General features: G+C 43.2%; 1 protein-coding gene. It reads left to right on the forward strand.

The genetic code is table 11. The features are described from left to right. Window positions 1-48: 48 nt before the first annotated feature. On the forward strand, window positions 49-1,463 hold a 1,415-nt coding region (locus tag B7444_RS14755; RefSeq protein ID WP_048855209.1), incomplete at its 3' end, for a replication endonuclease.

Consider the following 1,463-nt stretch of genomic DNA (forward strand, 5'->3'; position numbering starts at 1 on the left):
CAATGACATGAACCTCGCATCTCGCCTGCCCGCATCAGCCGGAGATGGATGAATGCGATCATGTCTTTCTCGTATGAAACGTTGGCTCCTGTCTTAAAGGAATATAGCCATAAGATTGAGCAGCCACTCCGAGCACTCCATCCGTTTTATCAGGAGCGACTGGCTAACCTTGCTTACAAAACAGTTTTAGAGGCTGGAGTAGAGGCCCCCGAAAAACTGGATGTTTGCAAAGAGATCTTGAAAATTTTTGCGGGGTTTGATCGCGAAACCGAAAGACTACTGTACATGTCTTCTTACTTAGGCTTGGAACCCTGGCAATTTTCAGATCCTTCATTGAAGGAAAGTCGGAAACGTTGGGGTAGGAAATCCAAAAAAGTCAGACGGAATATCAGGCGTTATCTGAATATACCTGTTCCTGAAGATGCGGTTGAACAGGAATTCAATTCCAGAAAAGTCGCGAGAGCAGAGTCCTATATCGTAAAGAAAACGGAATCTGGGAAAAAGATCAGTGCATACGAAAATGCTCAATATAGAAAAAATATTCGACGTGCAAAATTTAACCTCATAGCAAAACTTATAAAACATAGCTCAATCGATATTTTATTATATAAGGGGTTTTTCCTGACACTTACTCTGCCATCGGAGTTCCGCAAAACAAGCTACGAAGTCGCTATGGCAGAAATACGCGACAGGTGGAAGAAGATTATGGAAATCCTCCAGGCGGAGGGAATAATCGTTCTTGGTGTTAAGAAAATTCATCTTCATAAAGATGAAACTCCTCATATTCATTTAAGCCTGTACTGTAATCCTATCCATGAAGGTTTCATCAGGGAAACAGTCTGGAAGTTCTTTATCAATGATGAAAAGCACGGAGATGAAGCTTTTCAAGAAATCTATGATCATGACGGAGCTTTGGCATATCTCCTGAGAGACTTCTGCCTTGAGGATGATGAGACCTTTTGTGAGATCAAATTTATTGGTTTGAAGGCGGGCTTCCTGACTTTCTGGGATCATTTTTATAAAAGAGATTATGGCAATTCAAAGCTGTCACATCTTTCTAACAACCGTCTGTTCAAAGCCAGACGTCTTTTGAAAGACCGCGAGGACTTAAAAAACCCGGCAAGTATCCTGTTTCTTCTTCGCGCTTTTGCAGAGCCCTCCCTCAATGAGATTTCGAAGTGGCACATTAATTTAAAGCAGCTGACGCTGACCGATGAGTGGACGACACTTAGGATCGCCGACTTGCAGTTCTGTATTCACGGACGTCAGAACATTCTTCCCAAGACACGCCGTACATCATTCGTAAATCCAGAAAAACGGCAGCTTTCTAATGTTTTTAGTATTCTTATAAGGGAGAACCAAGAAGGTGCCATCACCGCAATTCATCCCCTCAGGGAATGCGTAGACCGACGATTTTTAAGGACCAGAGCTGAACTTGCGCTCTGTCGGGCACGTCCACCTCC

This window comes from Gluconobacter thailandicus F149-1 = NBRC 100600, assembly GCF_000964465.1.
GTDB lineage: Bacteria > Pseudomonadota > Alphaproteobacteria > Acetobacterales > Acetobacteraceae > Gluconobacter > Gluconobacter thailandicus.